Source organism: Desulfitobacterium dichloroeliminans LMG P-21439 (genome assembly GCF_000243135.2).
Lineage (GTDB): Bacteria > Bacillota > Desulfitobacteriia > Desulfitobacteriales > Desulfitobacteriaceae > Desulfitobacterium > Desulfitobacterium dichloroeliminans.
Window position 1 is genome coordinate 1,903,837 of record NC_019903.1, and the last position, 16,924, is coordinate 1,920,760.

17 protein-coding genes and 1 riboswitch are annotated in these 16,924 nt (G+C 41.7%); of the genes, 3 read left to right on the forward strand and 14 right to left on the reverse strand.

The window, feature by feature from the left end; translation table 11 throughout:
* Window positions 1-121: 121 nt before the first annotated feature.
* The 6 genes from DESDI_RS18075 to DESDI_RS09100 all read right to left on the reverse strand — a co-directional run bounded on the left by DESDI_RS18075 (window position 122) and on the right by DESDI_RS09100 (window position 5,398).
* Entirely contained in the window at window positions 122-259 is a 138-nt protein-coding gene (locus DESDI_RS18075; protein ID WP_015262312.1) for a hypothetical protein, read from the reverse strand.
* 168 nt (window positions 260-427) lie between these two features.
* The gene (locus tag DESDI_RS09080; protein ID WP_015262313.1) at window positions 428-856 is read right to left on the reverse strand and encodes an acyl-CoA thioesterase; all 429 of its coding nucleotides are present in this window, start codon (window positions 854-856) and stop codon (window positions 428-430) included.
* A 170-nt stretch (window positions 857-1,026) separates the two neighbouring features.
* Window positions 1,027-2,406, reverse strand: coding sequence for a M23 family metallopeptidase (locus DESDI_RS09085; protein WP_015262314.1), 1,380 nt, complete (start codon window positions 2,404-2,406; stop codon window positions 1,027-1,029).
* 318 nt (window positions 2,407-2,724) lie between these two features.
* Window positions 2,725-3,072, reverse strand: a complete 348-nt coding sequence (locus DESDI_RS09090) for a hypothetical protein (protein WP_015262315.1) — start codon at window positions 3,070-3,072, stop codon at window positions 2,725-2,727.
* Between the two features lie 144 nt (window positions 3,073-3,216).
* Window positions 3,217-3,900, reverse strand: a complete 684-nt coding sequence (locus DESDI_RS09095; RefSeq protein ID WP_015262316.1) for a Crp/Fnr family transcriptional regulator — start codon at window positions 3,898-3,900, stop codon at window positions 3,217-3,219.
* A 235-nt stretch (window positions 3,901-4,135) separates the two neighbouring features.
* Window positions 4,136-5,398, reverse strand: coding sequence for an IS1380-like element ISEcp1 family transposase (locus DESDI_RS09100; protein ID WP_000608644.1), 1,263 nt, complete (start codon window positions 5,396-5,398; stop codon window positions 4,136-4,138).
* A gap of 264 nt (window positions 5,399-5,662) precedes the next feature.
* Between DESDI_RS09100 and DESDI_RS17640 the strand changes: the two genes are divergently transcribed.
* On the forward strand, window positions 5,663-5,839 hold the full coding sequence (locus DESDI_RS17640) for a DUF896 domain-containing protein (protein WP_015262317.1): 177 nt from the start codon (window positions 5,663-5,665) through the stop codon (window positions 5,837-5,839).
* Window positions 5,840-6,023: 184 nt separating this feature from the next.
* Window positions 6,024-6,275, forward strand: coding sequence for a hypothetical protein (locus DESDI_RS09105; RefSeq protein WP_015262318.1), 252 nt, complete (start codon window positions 6,024-6,026; stop codon window positions 6,273-6,275).
* 132 nt (window positions 6,276-6,407) lie between these two features.
* Here the strand turns inward: DESDI_RS09105 and pyk are convergent, their stop codons facing one another.
* From pyk to DESDI_RS09125, 4 genes are all read right to left on the reverse strand, one after another.
* Entirely contained in the window at window positions 6,408-8,141 is a 1,734-nt protein-coding gene (gene pyk / locus DESDI_RS09110; RefSeq protein WP_015262319.1) for a pyruvate kinase, read from the reverse strand.
* 128 nt (window positions 8,142-8,269) lie between these two features.
* Window positions 8,270-9,280 (reverse strand): type I glyceraldehyde-3-phosphate dehydrogenase, encoded by a 1,011-nt coding sequence (gene gap, locus DESDI_RS09115; protein ID WP_015262320.1) that lies wholly within the window; start codon window positions 9,278-9,280, stop codon window positions 8,270-8,272.
* A gap of 192 nt (window positions 9,281-9,472) precedes the next feature.
* Window positions 9,473-10,588, reverse strand: coding sequence for a PRK06851 family protein (locus DESDI_RS09120; RefSeq protein ID WP_015262321.1), 1,116 nt, complete (start codon window positions 10,586-10,588; stop codon window positions 9,473-9,475).
* A 401-nt stretch (window positions 10,589-10,989) separates the two neighbouring features.
* Window positions 10,990-12,012 (reverse strand): molybdopterin-binding protein, encoded by a 1,023-nt coding sequence (locus DESDI_RS09125; protein WP_015262323.1) that lies wholly within the window; start codon window positions 12,010-12,012, stop codon window positions 10,990-10,992.
* Window positions 12,006-12,140, reverse strand: a riboswitch (molybdenum cofactor riboswitch). (Overlaps the previous gene by 7 nt.)
* Window positions 12,141-12,306: 166 nt before the next feature.
* Here DESDI_RS09125 and DESDI_RS09130 point away from each other — a divergent pair.
* Window positions 12,307-13,011, forward strand: coding sequence for a Crp/Fnr family transcriptional regulator (locus tag DESDI_RS09130; RefSeq protein WP_015262324.1), 705 nt, complete (start codon window positions 12,307-12,309; stop codon window positions 13,009-13,011).
* Window positions 13,012-13,018: 7 nt separating this feature from the next.
* On the opposite strand, the gene DESDI_RS09135 is transcribed toward DESDI_RS09130, so the two are convergent.
* The 4 genes from DESDI_RS09135 to DESDI_RS09150 form a co-directional block, all read right to left on the reverse strand.
* Window positions 13,019-13,612: a 4Fe-4S dicluster domain-containing protein gene (locus DESDI_RS09135; RefSeq protein ID WP_015262325.1), complete on the reverse strand. Its 594-nt coding sequence runs from the start codon at window positions 13,610-13,612 to the stop codon at window positions 13,019-13,021.
* 172 nt (window positions 13,613-13,784) lie between these two features.
* On the reverse strand, window positions 13,785-14,828 hold the full coding sequence (locus DESDI_RS09140) for a M42 family metallopeptidase (protein WP_015262326.1): 1,044 nt from the start codon (window positions 14,826-14,828) through the stop codon (window positions 13,785-13,787).
* A gap of 13 nt (window positions 14,829-14,841) precedes the next feature.
* On the reverse strand, window positions 14,842-15,858 hold the full coding sequence (locus DESDI_RS09145; protein ID WP_015262327.1) for a M42 family metallopeptidase: 1,017 nt from the start codon (window positions 15,856-15,858) through the stop codon (window positions 14,842-14,844).
* Window positions 15,849-16,910 carry a zinc-binding metallopeptidase family protein gene (locus tag DESDI_RS09150; protein ID WP_015262328.1) on the reverse strand — a complete coding sequence of 354 codons (1,062 nt, stop codon included), beginning with the start codon at window positions 16,908-16,910 and terminating at the stop codon, window positions 15,849-15,851. The genes DESDI_RS09145 and DESDI_RS09150 overlap by 10 nt, the downstream gene beginning before the upstream one ends.
* Between the last annotated feature and the right edge of the window lie 14 nt (window positions 16,911-16,924).

Here is a 16,924-nt window from a genome sequence, read left to right on the forward strand (position 1 = left end):
GTAGGTTAATATTCGTGAAAATCGCATACTTTTCCTGCCGAATTATTCAAAGCGTAAAACAAAAAAGCCCATATTTATGGGCTTATACTAGTTTGTGTTAATATGTCTTTAAATACTCATATTAGGAGTTCAATTCTTGAACCATTAAATGATTATCCAAACTGTTGATACAATGGATAGCTATGAAGCTTGAGAGTTCATGTTTCATGACCAAACGATAATTGACCTCTTCGGACTCAATCCATGTGACTAGAAACATGAGGATTCCTCCTTAATAACTAAAATGTATTGTGTATACATGATACCATAATTCTTTGTGCATTACAATACTTTCGTTTTGGACGGATATCTATTTATGCTTCTGGAAACTCATATGTTAATACATTTGTATACTTCAGCATAAACTTTCGCTCTTTCGAATTAGGAATTAAAAAGGGATCTCTTTGTTTTCGTTGACAATCCTTTCTAATTCCTTCCATAGGGGGTATTTCCGTGCATCGGTGCTTTTCCCTGTTCGATCCACATACACATGAGTCGTTTTTCCCTCGGCTAACAAAGTATTCTCTCTAAAGACTTTGTAGGCAAAGGTGAGTTTACGTGAAGAAAAGCTTTCAATACACGTTTCAACAACTAGTTGATCATCATAGTGCGCTGGGCGACGATAACGACATGCAGCGTCAACTACCGCAACGGCAAGGCCTTGTTCTTCAAATGTGGTATAGGCTAATCCTGCATTGCGCAGCAGTTCAGTCCGGCCCACTTCAAACCAAATCAAATAATTAGAATGGTAGACGATGCCCATTTGGTCCGTTTCCGCATATCGGACACGCACGGGAGTCTGATGTGTTAAAAACATAAAATTCCCTCCTCTATATTTCCTCTATAACTTATAGTCATGCTATAGTTTACCCTGTCTTTCTCTTCCGAAGACGTGTATAGTGAAACCCGGCTTCGCCGAGCTATCGACCGATTATTTATTATACACTCAAATAGTAAAATGAAAGGCGCCCTAAGGCGCCTAAATAATTAGGGTAAATAGCTTAAAGGGTTTGTCGTATCACCATTAGTAATAACTTCAAAATGAAGATGTGCTCCGGTTGAACGACCGGTAGAGCCTACGAGGCCAATGGTTTCACCATTACTTACTTTCTGCCCTTTAGAAACATATAACTCAGAGGCATGAGCATAACGAGTAGCAACGCCATTACCATGATCGATGAGAATCATATTGCCATAGCCTCCGCTCCATCCGGCTGCCGAAACAGTGCCACTTATTGCGGCGACGAAAGGATCTCCTGTGTTGCCATCTATGTCTAAGCCGGTATGGAAACTACCCCAACGATAGCCGTAATATGAGTTAAGTCCTCCCTGCAGAGGCCAACTCAATCCGGATACTTTTCCCGATCCTCGAGAAAGAGCTACTTTGGAAGATGAAACATAGGTTGGACCTTTGGCAATAATTTGCGTCTTCGGTTCTTGAGTTATTTTTTCTTCTAATATTTCTTTTTCGATGTTTTTACCATTTTCCTGTATATAGGAGAAGGTGACGATCTTACTACCATCACTTCCCTCTTGGCGTACCAACGAGCTCCCGCTAGGCAAGCTGTAATCCGTTTTGGAAATCACATCAAAGGGAATTGTTTCTTCACCTGTATATATCCCTTTGCTTATCACCGTTAGGTAAGGTGTCACTTTGACTAAATTGATTTTATCGCCAACTTTGATGGTGGTGTCTTCATCCGTTCCTGGGTTGCCGTCTAATACTTCCTTGGTCAGCATGTTGTTTTTGCGGGCGATGAGCCACCAAGAATCATTGGCTTGGGCGATATATTCTTTTCTAGTCTCATGTCCTTTAGTTAATAACTCTAAGACATTCTCCGGTGAGCTAAATTCCTCTGGCTGCACCTCTATGGGTTGAGAGGCTATAGATTCTCTAAATTCTACGGAAGAAATCTGATTGTTTGCGCTGGGTTTGGTATAGATTTCTTGATAGGACTGAAGAATAGTATTGAACTCTTCTTCGCTAGACAGGACAGCAATAGGGTTATCTTCGATGGAAAATTGATAGCCTTTAAAATATGTATGTATTAAGTTGTCAAGCTTACCTTCTGTTACATAGCTCTCTTGAAGAGTTCCTTTACTGATTCGTAAATCCCGGAACTCTATTTTGTCATGAGTCTTTGCAACAGATCCTAAAGATTCCCCTCGTGAAGCAAGGATATGTTCAATGAGTTGTTCACCTTCGTCGGAGGTAGCTACATAACCTATGTCTTGGCCGTTTAAGATTAACACGGATGCCGTTGTCGTACTTCCGTAATACAGGCTCCCGGCTAATACTGCACTCAGTCCAATTACCCCTAGGACGATTTTGGGAGATCTAAGGGATACCTTTGAGTCGGAAAACATACCAAATAGCTTGGTAATATTTCCTTTAATACTTTGGAGAATACTAATAAGCCTCCTTTCTTATTGGACAAGCTACAAATAATATTATATCACGGAAAATCTATGCAACCCTGCAACACCCCAAAAAGAATAGACGCCATAATTGACGTCTTTCGCTTGGGGCTAAGTTTCGTTACAGCCCCCCATTTTAATCAATTTCTATAGTATATTTTACTACTTGACAGCGTTTGTATTTCCCTTTGTTCAACCCTTTACTCCGTTAGAAGCGGCCTGATATTGTTTCGGATAATTAGTCTTATAACAGGTTAATTAATTCAATTAAATGTAGACGAAAGCCAATGTCAAACCTACAGCGGCAATTAAAATAAATAACCCCCAATAAAGTTTATTGAATCGGTTCTTTGTGAGTTGGATCATCACCCAAAAGAGTGCGAAACCTCCAATGCTCTTGATTAACAATGGAAGGCTAAAATCAACAAGTGTCCAAACATAGCATCCTGTTAATACTGCGAAGCCAAAGACAACATACATGATTTTACGGAGTTTTGTTTTTAGGTTTTGGTCATCACTAAAAGTAGCGATAAAAAATAAGACCAGGAGCACACATGCAGCCAGAAAATGCCAGGGAGTATGATTCATTATTTCTATAGGACCTAAAGCTATCAAAGAAAATCCCTCCTAGAATATAATTATGATTTATTATAAGGTGATTTATGTTTCTAATACTGTTAAGTATTTAACAATTAATAAAAAAATTTGAAAAGTTGAATTTCCATACCTAAAAATCAGAGAAGTAGCTGCTTGACCCTATTATTTAAATATGTGCGTACTAAGACAAGGGTCATCTTTTAATATGTAATATCTGTTAGTGCGGTCGACTATTTTGGCTTCTTTTAACTCATTAAGGGCCTGAATGACCATTACCCGTGAAGAACCAATCATATCAGCTAATTCCTGCTGCGTAATTATTAAATCGATCATTGTCGCGTTTGGCAGCTTTTTCCCATATTGGTTGGCAAGGTTATAAAATAGACCTAATAATCTTTCTTTTACAGTTCGTCTAGTTTCCTTATCTGAATTCATATTGGCATAACGCTTTTGCCCAAGGTAATCAATTATCCTTAAGGCAAAAGAAGGATCTTTCTTAATTAACATTTCAAATTGCATTTTACTAAAGCAACAGATGCAAGCCTCTTCCATGGCTAACGCGCTAGAACATTCCTTTTGTTCTTGATATAGCGACAACTCACCTAGTACCTCACCGGGACCACAGATATCCAGAATTGTTTCATGTCCATCTTCAGCACTTTGCACAAGTTTAAGTTTTCCTGATTTCACAAGAAATATAGTACTTGTAATATCCCCTTGATAAAAAAGATAGTGTCCTTTGGACAGCCGTTTTTTATTTGTACATTGACACAAGTTTGTAATCTGTTCTTTTTCCAGACCCCGAAACAGATCCAATTCTTCTAGGCAGATGAGGCAACGTTTCATGCAATTCCCCCTATGTTTATAAAGAAAACCTAAATTCCACGTGTGTTTTTTATTAGCTTCAAAAATCACTATTTCACGAAGAATTTAGACTGCTTCTCACACATTGTAACATTATTTACAACCACCTTTCAATCATTTTTGATAAATCATTGATTTCATCTTTGCTGCAATGATACTTAATAAACTCTGCAAGTTATCCACAGAGCAACACTCAATTTTATTGATGATATTCTTATTATACCAGACATTTTTCATACACTCCCTTGTACGGATAGTTTTCCGACAACTTCATGATTACATATCTTGCGGTTTTGATTATTTTTGCTGCAAGAAATACATACTTCAAACGAAAGGTCTTTATTTGCTGTCTGTATTCTGAAGAGTCCAAGGAATCAAACTTGAACAACAAAAATAGGTTATATGAAAGCATCATCATTTGAAACACGGCTTCATTCGCCCAAAATGACTTTAGCAAGAGATGACCCACCGCCATGTCGTATTTGGCTTCTTTGATATAGTTTTCAGCATTACCACGCTTTTCATAGTATATAACTACTTTTTCAGAAAGCAAGGTAGTATTTGTTACAAAGAAAAAGTAGTCGTATTCGGAACCTTCTAAAAGTGATAATTGTGCTCTTTCTTTTTCTGGTTTCAGTACGCGAGATACGACAAATCTTCTGTCTTTTTCCCATTTAACTAATTTTGTATACAGTTCTGTAGTTTCTCTACCTTCTTCTCCTTTAACGAATACAATTGATGAATTCGTTGCTTGTGAGGTGAGTGTAGAATAACTTTTGGCTTTAATTAAATATTTGCATCCAAGAGATTCTATCGTTTCGATAATTTTTTCATCAAAGTAGCCACTATCCATTCGAAATAAAATTTCTAAATCGTCTGATTTGATGTTAGCAACAATTTCTTTGATCATTTCCGCAGCACCGTTTGCAGTGTAAGTATTGCCACTTCTTACAAATCCGGTAACATATGCTTTTAATTCGTCGCAAAATGCAAATTGGATATTGTAGCATCGGTTTCCCAGTTTCTTAGGATTATATCCTTTTGACGCACCTTCTTGATGACCTTCTACGTTAATTACACTACTATCAATATCAATCGTAATGGATGTCAATTTACTTTTAGTGAGCAGTTTTTTAAAGACTTTAAAATTAATGTCTCTAAACATTTGGGTTGTCTTGAAGTTGAAGTTTCCTAGAAACCGTGACACTGTTTCAGGTTCTTTTACGGAAATATCAAACTCGTTGACGAGGGGATCATTTTGAAGTAGCTTTAGACGTTCTAACTTATCAATGCCAATGAAGTGACCGCAGAGCATGGTCTTTATATGATTCATCTTGATTTTATTTGTTGAGTCATTATCAAATACGAGGTCATTTTCAATAAAATCAAAAATCCCATTGCTTTTTGCATTCTCAAGGAGCAGAAAAAGACCTGCATTTGATGTTAGATTCTTAGCTTTGAAATCAATTTTATTAATCATAATTAGAACCCCTTTTTACTACTTTTCTTACTATTATTTTACCATATATCGAGTCATAAAAGCTGATAATTTAACATATTTTTGAGCACTTTTCTTTCACCCAATGGGTGAAAGCTGAATTTCGAAGGAACGCATATTTATCAAGGCTTTGATTATGCTTTTTGAAGTACTGACGTAGAATCTAGGTATCATATAAGCACTGCGAAAAAAGCAATTTTATACTAGCCTATGGGCAGTTTGATCTATTGAAAAGGAGTTAAGCGGATGGAAATTAATACCCTTATCGAGCGAATCAATGAACTATCACGGAAACAAAGATCATCGATTGGATTAGAAGACTGGGAAAAATCTGAACAGGAAGCCCTGCGCCAAGAATATCTAAGTTTTATTCGTGGGCAGGTAATAGATACACTCAGCCAAGTCAAGGGTGATAAAGTTTAGCTCACCGATTCACATCACAGGAGCTAACTAATAATAGGAACAACCACAGACAAAGCCTGTCCCTAAATCCGTCAGCGCTGACGGATTTAGGGACAGGCTTTAATTTTTTTTAAGGGAACCGATGTATTTAAAATTCTAAGGAATACATACTAACTTTAGATGACATATTTGAGGAGGGATTGTCTTGCCTGAACGCATCATGAAATATGGTGGAGTAAAATTTCGTAACCTTGTGCCTCCCGTAAAAATTAACCGCTTTGTCAATAAGCTTGCTCAAAATAAAAGGGATTCACTCTTCGAAATCGCTACAGAATTAAGTGACGCAGGAATGATTGAAATATTCAATGATAGGACCCAAAGCACTATCGATAAGGATACCCTGGATCTTCAGAAACCAAACAATGAAGAAGTCAACCTAGGAAATCGTAAACTATAGCTACAAACTAAAACTACTCCCCTTCTACTGGCCTATTTTCTAGCCGATTAGCAAGGGGAGTAGTTTTACTGTATAGACTTCCATGCCGTTTTACTCACACCTGATGAATGAAAAGTAAGGGAAACCAGAGAATTATAAAATGCTGACAATACCGTCGTAGACGACCCCAGCTAATGCATCCACAGTCAATATTTGACCGTCCTTAATTTTCCGTATTACATCTTTGGCGCCAACGATGGTTGGAATCCCATAGTGTAAAGCAGCGAGTGCGCCATGGGAAGTGAGTCCCCCTTCTTCCACAACGAGGGCTCCTGCCTTGGCGATTAAACTAATCAATTCTTTATCGGTATAGGGAGCGACAAGAATATCTCCCTGTTTGAAGGAATCAAGGTCGGTATCAGAAGTTCGTGCTGCCCCAGAATAAGATTTGCGCCCAATTCCAGTTCCCTTGGCAATCACATCGCCAATCACTTGAACTTTAATTATATTGGTAGTACCCACTTTTCCAACGGGAACCCCTGCTGTAATGACGACCACGTCCCCTGTTTTAATAAGGTGATGAGAAATCCCTTGATTTACAGAAACAGATAAAAGTTGATCAGTATCGGAACTTTCCGGTATGAGCAAAGGATTAATTCCCCATGACAAGGAGAGCTGACGGGCTACCTGTTCAAATGGAGTAGCTGCAATGATCAGAGATTGGGGTCGGAATTTGGAAATCATGCGGGCTGTCATGCCCGAATGGGTTGGGGTAAGAATGGCTGCTGCTTCTAGGTCTCTAGCAATGGTATAGCTGGCGTGACTGATTGCTTCAGCGATGTTGATATGTGGATCATAAAAGGTACGTCCATCAAGAAAGTGCTTTTCAGTCTGGAGAGCAATCTTGTTCATCATCTCAACGGCTTCGATAGGATACTGACCAGCAGCAGTTTCCCCAGACAGCATAATAGCATCTGTACCATCCAAGATTGCATTGGCTACATCACTGGCTTCTGCCCGAGTAGGCCGAGGATTGCGCATCATGGAATCTAACATTTGGGTGGCCACGATAACGGGTTTCCCCAAGCTATGACATTTATTAATCATATCCTTTTGATGGATGGGGACCTCTTCTACTGGAACTTCAACCCCTAGGTCTCCTCTGGCAACCATAAGTCCGTCTGAGACCTCTAAAATTTCGTCTAAATTATCAATGCCTTCACGACTTTCAATCTTAGCAATGATTTTTACATTCGACCCTTCTTCTTCTACCAACCGTCGTACGGCTAAGATGTCAGCCGCTTTGCGGGAAAAAGAGGCAGCGATGAAATCAATTCCTTCCCGCAGTCCAAAAAGGATATCTTCCCGATCCTTTTCCGTAATAGCGGGAAGTTGAATGGAGACTCCTGGGACGTTAACCCCTTTTTTCGATTTTAAAATCCCACCGTTTTGAATCCGGGTGGTGATTTTTTCTTCTGCTACAGAAATGACTTCAAGATCGATGAGACCATCATCGAGTAGTATATGAGTTCCTTGACTGACCTCTTTCCATAGTTCGGCATAGGTTATGCCTACTCTCTCACTTGAGCCAAGAGTAGAAAGATCACCATCAAGAATAAAAATCGCCTCACGGTTTAATTGAACGCCTGAATCCGGGACCATACCTGTGCGTATTTCCGGACCCTTGGTATCGAGAAGGATTCCTAAATGGATGTCAAGCCTTTGAGCCTCTTCCCGTAAAGTGCGAATCCGCTTGCCATGCTCGGCATGGGTGCCATGAGAGAAATTTAAACGAGCTACATTCATTCCAGCCTTGAGCAATTGATGGATATTTTCCTTGGATTCGCTGGCTGGTCCGATTGTACAGACTATTTTTGTTCTACGCATATATTTCCTCCGCTATAAAATTTAGGCCCTGCTATGTAAAGACCAATCATACGTTAAAGAAGCGGATCACCGCTTCTTTTTGGATTCTTTCTAAATTTTACTATTCTTTAGGGCAAAAAGATAGAGTTTTATAATCCTTTACTTGCTATGTGCTCGGTAAGATCAATGATTCGGTTGGAATAGCCCCACTCATTGTCATACCAGGCGAGGACTTTAACCATACGGTCTCCCAGCATAATCGTTGACAAACCATCAATAATGCAACTATGGGGATTTCCGTTATAGTCATGGGAAACTAACGGTAATTCCGAATACCCTAAATAGCCTTCTAGCTTTCCGGCAGCTGCTGATTTAAGCTTTTGGTTCACTTCTTCTTTAGTCGTTGCTTTTGAGAGGTTCGCAACAAAATCTATCAAGGATACATTAGGGGTGGGTACTCTCACGGCCAACCCGTTAAGCTTGCCCTTTAATTCAGGAAGGACTAATTCTACCGCCTTGGCCGCTCCGGTGGTTGTGGGAATCATGGATTGATAAGCGGCCCGCGCCCTGCGCCAGTCCTTGTGCTCTAAGTCTAAAATCCGTTGATCATTGGTTACAGAGTGCGTTGTGGTCATCATTCCTTGTTCAATCCCAAACTCCTCAAGCAGAACCTTGGCTATCGGGGCCAAACAATTTGTAGTACAGGAAGCATTGGAAATGATATGGTGCTCGGCAGGATTGTAGTGATGCTCGTTCACGCCCATAACAATTGTAATATCTTCATTCTTTCCCGGTGCAGAGATAATAACTTTTTTTGCTCCGGCTTTAATATGGAGAGCGGCTTGATCACGCTTTGTGAAACGCCCGGTGGATTCGATAATCAGGTCCACACCGAGGTCTTGCCACGGAAGGTTCTCGGGATTTTTCTCAGCCATTAATATGACTTTCTGGTTCATTGCTTCAAGAGTGTTTTCAGTTACTTTTACATCGTAGGGCAAGATACCGTGGATGGAGTCGTATTTGAAGAGATGACCTAATAAGTCTGGACTCCCCAGATCATTGATTGCAACAAGTTCGATAGGACTCTTTCTCTCTAAGATAGCTCTCATGGAAAGGCGGCCAATTCGGCCAAAACCATTGATTGCAACTCGCACGCTCATCCTGGAAAACCCTCCTTAATTTTGACTCTTTACAATCTATATTTTACCTATACTTCCCCAAAAAGGCAAAAAAATTGCAAAGCACTTTGCTCTGCAGCATTCCCTCCACTCCCTTCTTTCCCAAAGCATCTCTTCTATTTTTAACAATAGTGGATGGTTATATGACTCTATCTTGAAATCTTTAGCGGAGATTTATCTATGAATATTTTTATTGGCAGCTTTCATTATGCTGTCAAGAACGGAATTAAGTTTCTTATCGATAGCTTCAAACTGCATTGCCGGGATATAATATCTCTCCAGCTTATCATGTAGCTTCTTTGCTCTTTGGGAATGAATCTGAGCCCTTTGGAGGCTATGCTCAACCCGAATCCGGCAAAGGTCGATATACTCTTCGACAACCTCTAGCCCCAACTGGTCGAGCTCACGATCAAAGTCAAGATAAACTACAGCTCCGGAGAATTCAGGGATATAAGCATAGTGTTCAGAGGAAATCGCTAAGGCTGTTTTGAGCTCTGGAATGATGAGCAAATCTATCTTATCTGGTTCGAGAGCATTGTGATATATTTCTATATCATAATTCAGCGTTTTAGCATCTTCAGCCATTCGGGTTAAGAAACTGGATTTACCTGTCCCGGCTTGCCCTGTCAGCAGATAAAGGGTCTGCATACCTTGAATGAGGCTGTCAATATATTGTGTCCTTCCTTGGGGAGTATGCGCCCAGGTAAATAAACGACGAATTTTTCCGGATCCTTGGCAGGAGGAAGCTTGATAAAGCTCACGATTAAGGCTTAAGTAAATTTGATTGATTCCCTGCCAATTTTGGTAAGGTTGGATATAGAACTCCCATTCATCCATGGCGTTTTTGGCATCCTTTAAAGCAAAGTAAGCGCTCTGAAAGCAACGGCTTATTTCTTTGTTGCAGTCAATAATATCTTTTTTGTGAGGGATAATCAGGGAATCGTCCCAATACTCTCCTAAGTTAATGATTTCGTCCACAGCCCCCGGGGTTTTCGGATCGACTATATGGGGAGAAGTCCCATCCAACAAGGCGATTCCCAATTCTGGTATAACAATCCCATCGATTGAATTATTATCTGAGGAGCAGCAATGATATTCTAAATCATAGCCCGCCTTAACCATTTCTTCCCCAATCTTTTTCATAAAAGTGGATTTCCCCACCCCGGGTCCACCTTTAATAATATAGATTCGTGTGGCATCCGTAGAGGCTAAGTAGTTGTAATAGGAATGAAAGCCAAGATAAGTAACACCACCGGGGAACATTTTTCTAATCACTGGTTTTTTCGACATATTGACTCCCCTTTCTAACGGAATGTTCCTGCAACAATAATACTATTCAAGTGCAGTCTAAAGGGTGACAGATGACATGAAGAATCGAATAATAATAAAAGAGGGTCCAGCTTACGCTGGTCCCTCTCCTTGAGTTAAGGATGCCTGTACCCTTTATAGTCGTAGATGTTCCGCTCCTTCTGCATATCATATTCTTGATAATGCGGGTCTCTCACGGTAACAGGAGATTTGGGACGTGAGACTTTTTTATGTTTTCCCATACCAAAATCCGCCCTTTCTACACTATAGTTTGAGCACCCATGATTATTCTGAGTATATTCCCTCGTCAATATGCAGTTTGCCATGAAAATCTAATTCGTATCAATGGTGATGGTGGTGATTTCTGTAGCGTAATGATGGTTCTATTTTCCGAAGGAACAATGGGGATAGGTACATTGGGGACATTCCAAGCATAATCCACCATGTCCATATTTCGCAATTTCCAATCGGGTCAGACGCTCTCCGGCAAGAATGCGCGTCGCTACAAGGTCAAAGACCGTTTTACGAGAATACATCACACAACCTGGCAATCCCATAATGGGAATACCATCTAGATAGGCCAGTAAAAGCATCGCCCCGGGAAGCACAGGGGTACCATAAGTCACCAGTTCCCCTCCCAGTCCCTTGATAGCAGTTGGAGTCAAATCGTCGGGATCGACAGACATTCCCCCCGTCACTAGGACCATTTCTGCTCCCTGAGCAATGTGTTCACGGATGCGTTCTTGAATCATTTCCACGTTATCATCGGCAAAGGTTTGCCCCAAGAGCTCGGACCCCCATTCGACAACCTTACCTTGGAGCACAGGCCCGAATTTATCTTGAATTCTTCCGTGGTAAACTTCACTTCCGGTAGTGACCACCCCAATCTTTTTGGATTGTAGGGGGCGGATTTGGAGGATGGGTTCCTTAAATTGACGTGTGATTTCTTCTGCTTCCAGAATAACCTTTTCTTCAATCATTAAAGGCACAACTCGCGTACCGGCAATTTTATCGCCTTTCTTTACCGGACGATGATTGTGTAGTGTAGCAAGAATAATATGTTCTATAGAGTTTAAAGCGTAGATGCCTTCCTCGGATGCATAAATCAAGCCATCTTGTTCGGCAATTAGATTAACCTTGCCCTCTTTTGTCTCGCTAAATCCAAGACCAGGACCTGCTACGGCTTTCGCCAGACGCTCTGCTGCTTCATCTTCGTGAATAAGACCCGGCTTCTGGTCCCACACATAGATATGTTCTTTTCCCATACTGAGAAGTACAGGGATATCCTCTTCCTTAACCACATGACCCTTTCTGAAACGAGCATCCTTGGTCTTTCCGGGAATGATTTGTGTCATATCGTGCATTAGCACAGCCCCAATTGCATCTTGTATTTTGATTTTTTGCATTGATATGTCCTCCTTTTCGTATACTGAAGGCATGTTCATTTCTAAACACACCCCGGTTTCAGTAAAACTGAAACGGCCTAACACCATAGAAAAACCCTTAGGCTATTAGGCTCGGGCTATTATATATTATAAACCAAAACTACATAATGGGAAATAAGGTTAAGGACAATATTATTATTGCAATTATTATCATTGCTCATAAGAGGGTTTATTAAAGACCATAGCGAATTTTTACTAATTGGACAATCGAAAGAGGTTATCCTATTTATTTTGAAATGAGGTGAACCACTCCCTATGACAGGTGAAATAACTGGATTCGAGATATTTCAAAGCGATCCCCTTTGGGAGAAATTGCCTGAGTCGTTCTGGGAATACTGTGCTTCCCATGGTAGGATTCGCCAATTTGCAGCGAAACAATTTCTTTTCTTCACCGGTGAAGAAAGTAATTCTGCATATTTTTTGCTCAGTGGCCGAGTGCAAATCTTGCTCATGAGCGAATTTACCGAGAAGATTTTCCGGATTCTTCAAGCCCCCGCTTTTTTTCCGGAGGTAATATTTGATAGCAAAGTCTATCCTTATGCAGCCATCACTACCGAAATATCGGAAGTATTTGTGCTGGATCGAAAGATACTTCTCCAGTATCTTAAGGAAAATCCCTCCAACCTATGGCCTTTTTATCAAAATATGGCCTTGGATCTTCGCCGCGCCTATCGTCAAATTAAGAATATTGCCCTTGGCGATGCCCGATCTCGTTTAGGGGCCAAGATATTTGCTTTGGCGCATGTCCATGGACAAAAGACGGCTGAAGGTATTTTTATTACTATCCCCCTCTCTGCCACGGATTTAGCGGGAATGTGCAGTTTAGCAAGGGAATCCGTAAGTCGTATTATAGGTGAGCTTAAGGACTTGGGAATCTTGAAAATAGAAAAGAAACTCATTACAGTAATTAGCCTTGAGCAATTACAGGAATGGATTCATGAACGCCAAAATTCCCTTTAAACATCCCTTAGAGATCAGGACGGCGGTCAAGAAAATGGGTAAGCCTTTCGTTCGGAAGGCTGTTTTCTAGATAGTCTTCAAGCAGTAGAGCTATTTTTCGATAAACCTTGTGACCTTGAAGCTTCTCTTGGGCAATTCGTGCCAGCTGAGGTTTCCTACCAAGACGTCCTCCCAGATAAAGCTTCCAGCCGGACTCTCCAGATATTATCTTGCCCGTCTTACAAGCGCGGATACAGTCTCCGCAACCAAGACATAGCTCTTCATTAAACACCAATCCCTCTTGCCAAGTTAAGGCTTTTTCTTGACAGGAACGGATACAGGCTTGACAACCGGTACAGTGGCCCTCCGTGAATTTCGGCAATAGATAGCCGATGACACCAATATCCTTAATCTGGGGTTGCGAGCAAGCATTAGGACAACCAGCTAAGCTGATTTTCGGTAGATGATGATAGTGAATTGAGGAAAACTTTGTCGCTAAGTGTGTAGAAAAATCCATATCCTTAAGTAGCTGATTGAGCTGCTCGTAGAGCAATGACCAGTCCTGAGTGGATTTAGGACAATTTTTACGGCAGTGTTCTAGCACAAAACCATCTTCAGTCATTTATACTTCCCCCATTTGCAATAAACTAAAGCATTCTTCTCCATTTTACCAATCCAAACTAATTTTGATGTGTTCTGAGTCACACTTCAGGAGTTATACTTCTGACACCATGAAAATGCCGACCTTTGCCAATAATCTTGGCTAAGGTCGGCATTTTCTTCAGGTATAGTGTTTAATACGGAGCGCGAGCGCTCCCTTGCATCATAGCTAGCTCTGCAGGGCCTTCCAATAGAGCTAGCAGCAGTTGGACAGCCCCTTCGATATCTCCTTGATCTACGGTCTCAGAGGGGCTATGGATATAACGGGTAGGGATAGATATAACGCCTGATGGAATCCCTCCCTTGCTCAAATGGATGGCTCCGGAATCGGTACCACCGTATTCGAGAACCTCCCACTGATAAGGGATATTATATTGCTCAGCAGTATCAGCCATCCAAGATTTGATTTTTGGATGAGTAATCATCGAGCGGTCGAATACTTTAATGGCAGCACCATGACCTAGTTTCACATCCATGGGGTGCGCTTTGGGGGTATCTCCAGTCCCCGTGACATCCAAGGCAATAGCTAAATCGGGTTCGAGGGCAAAAGCAGCTATTTGGGCACCGCGGGTCCCTACCTCTTCTTGGACAGTAAATACAAAATAAATTTCATGATTGCTCTTCAGGCGTTTCATCACTTCGATAGCCACAAAGCATCCTACTCGATCATCCATTGCCTTGGCGGTTATCCGCTTTTCTTGCTTAATGAAGTTTCCGGCAAAAACAGCACTTTCCCCGATAGACACATGAGTTTTGGCTTCTTCTTGAGAAGTAGCACCGATATCAATATAGAGCTTATCCAGTTTAAGATCGATGGGCTTCTCTAATTTTTCGACCCCAATGGTTCCCCATCTACCGCTTTGAAACAGAACTCGACGATGGGGCAATTCACGTATGGAGATACCACCTATTGGTGCGAAGCGCAAATAGCCCTTCTCATCGATATGCGTAATCATGACCCCGATTTCGTCCACATGGGCAGCAATCATAATTTTCTTGCCAGTCCCACGACGGATGGCGATCAGATTACCTAGGGTATCTGTCTTCATCTCATCACAGTAAGGGCGAACCTCATCAGCAATAGCTGAAGTCACTTTTTCTTCAACACCAGAGGGTCCAAAGGTTTGGGTTAACCGTTCCAATAATGAATAATCCAGAGGATTCTGATTATAGGGCATAAGAATGTCCTCCTTAAAACTTAAATTCATTGGGAATAGACTTGAGGATTATATCTACTAATTTCAGAGCATTTTGCAAATCTGCTTCAGCCATAACCGATGCGGTAGAGTGAATATAACGACAAGGAACACTGATGGCGATTGTGGGAATTCCCTCGCGGCTTAGATGAATAGAGCCGGCATCATTGCCACCGTTATGCCCTTTTCGAAATTGATAAGGAATGCCATTTTTATCCGCGAGTTCTGTCACTTGTTGAAGAAGCTTAGGTTGATACAAGGTGGCACTATCCATAATGGAAAGAGCCGGCCCCTTTCCCGGTTCCGTAACCCAGGCACCCTCTTCTACTTCCATCATATGAGCAGAAATGGTACCTTCGAGAATGATGGCCAAATCCGGTTGCACATGGAAGGCCGCAATGGCAGATCCTCTTAACTCCACTTCCTCTTGAACTGTGAAGGCACCAATGAGGTTAAGGGGATAATCTTTCTTTAAGAGCTCAGCGAGAAGAGTACAGCCGACTCGATCGTCAAAAGCTTTGCCTTTCCAATACCCTTCACCTAAGGACTCGGTTTCTGTATAGAAGTAGGCATAATCTCCTATTTTGACATGTTTTTCAGCTTCTTCCTTGGCTGTAGCACCGATATCGATATAGAGCTGTTCAATTTTCAAGGCCTGCTCACGTTCCTTGGGTTTCTGAAGGTGAATAGCCTTCGCCCCAATAACCCCCAGCAAAGAATTGATTTGCACGGGCTTGGAGACGAGGATTCTTGAGTCAATACCGCCAACTGGCTTAAACTTAAGAAATCCTTCGGAGGTAATCGCTGTAATCATAAGCGCTACCTCATCCATATGAGCGGCTATCATTACTTTTGGACCGGTTGATAGCGAGTTCTTTTGGACAATGAGGTTGCCAATCTTATCGGTCTGTATGGAACTTACAAAGGGTCTCAGTTCTTCCGTGAGAGTAGTGCGGATTTCCTGTTCAGCTCCTGAGGTTCCGTTGAGCTGGGTTAAGGCCTTTAATAGCATATTTTTCCCTCCAAGTCCTCAGGAAGTCCGGCGATAAAATAGGCCAATAGCTTTCCGGCATGGATGACATCCCTCATATCTATGGTTTCGACAGTGGTATGCATATAGCGTAAGGGAATCGAGACCAAACCTGTGGGGACGCCTGCTTGAGCCACTTGAATAGCCCAGGCATCTGTGCCACTACGCCCCGGTACGGGATGAATCTGATAAGGTACACGCCATTCTTGGGCGCTCTTTAGCAGCTCATCATATACTAAGGGATGGAAGTTAGGTCCAATGGCGACTGCTGGACCTTTCCCTAATTCAATATCCACCTGCCCTTTCGTATCGGGTGTTAAAGCATGTGTTACGTCAATAGCAATGCCTAAATCCGGATTCAAGGTATAGGAACTGGTTATAGCCCCCCGATAGCCGAGTTCTTCCTGGGTTGTGGTCACAGCAATCACGTCATGTGCATGCTGGAGCTTTTGCAGTTCTTCTAAGCATATTTTCATCACAACCACACCGGCCCGATCATCAAAGGACTTGCCTGCCATAAGCTGGTTCAGCATTTCTATACATTGACGTCGTAGGGTAATAACATCTCCGACTTGAATGACTTCTCGGATTTTCTCATAGAGAAGTCCCACATCAATGCTCATCTCATCGATCTTTACAGCCTTATCTCCATTGTCGGATATAAGATGAGGCGGTATGGAGCCAATAACTCCTAAGACGGGTTTTCTGCCATGAATGATGACCTCCTGGGAAAGAAGGGTCCGCTGATCTACCCCTCCTACGGTTGTAAAACGAATAAAACCACTCTGTTCAATGCCCTTAACCATAAGGCCAATCTCATCCATATGGGCTGCAAGCATGATTTTATATCGACCAACGGCCCCTTTTTTATGAGCATAGATGTTTCCAAGCGCATCTGTATAGACATCGTCAGCCAGGGGTTGGAATTCAGCATGCACCAGAGGAGTCAGGCTCTCTTCGTATCCTGATACACCTGAGTTTTCGGAAAGTCTTTTTAAGAAATCCTTCGCGCTGGATTGTTGCGCGTTATTCAATGTATTCAGCCTCC